At 26.9% G+C, this 245-nt stretch carries 1 protein-coding gene; it reads left to right on the plus strand.

Annotation, left to right across the window (positions count from 1 at the left end; translation table 11 throughout):
- A partial coding sequence (locus ACY2RX_RS14795; RefSeq protein ID WP_490104739.1) for a hypothetical protein occupies positions 1–200 on the plus strand: 200 nt, incomplete at its 5' end.
- Positions 201–245: the final 45 nt, after the last annotated feature.

The raw sequence follows: 245 nt of genomic DNA on the forward strand, positions 1-245 counted from the left end.
TAGATAGTCCAAGAAATACAGATATTCTAACCACAGAAAAAATAAAAGTAAATAACAATTTAACCAGACAATATAAACTTAAGTCATTTCCAACATTAGTTATGGTCAATCATAAAGGAAAAATGATTGGATATAAAAAAGGACTAATTTTAACTGACTATTCTTATCCTTTTTTACAATCAGCCATCGAAAATTCTTAAAGATATATTTTTAAAGTAGACAAACCGAAGCCAACAAATGCTTCG

Source organism: Polaribacter sp. 2405UD43-2 (assembly GCF_058147125.1).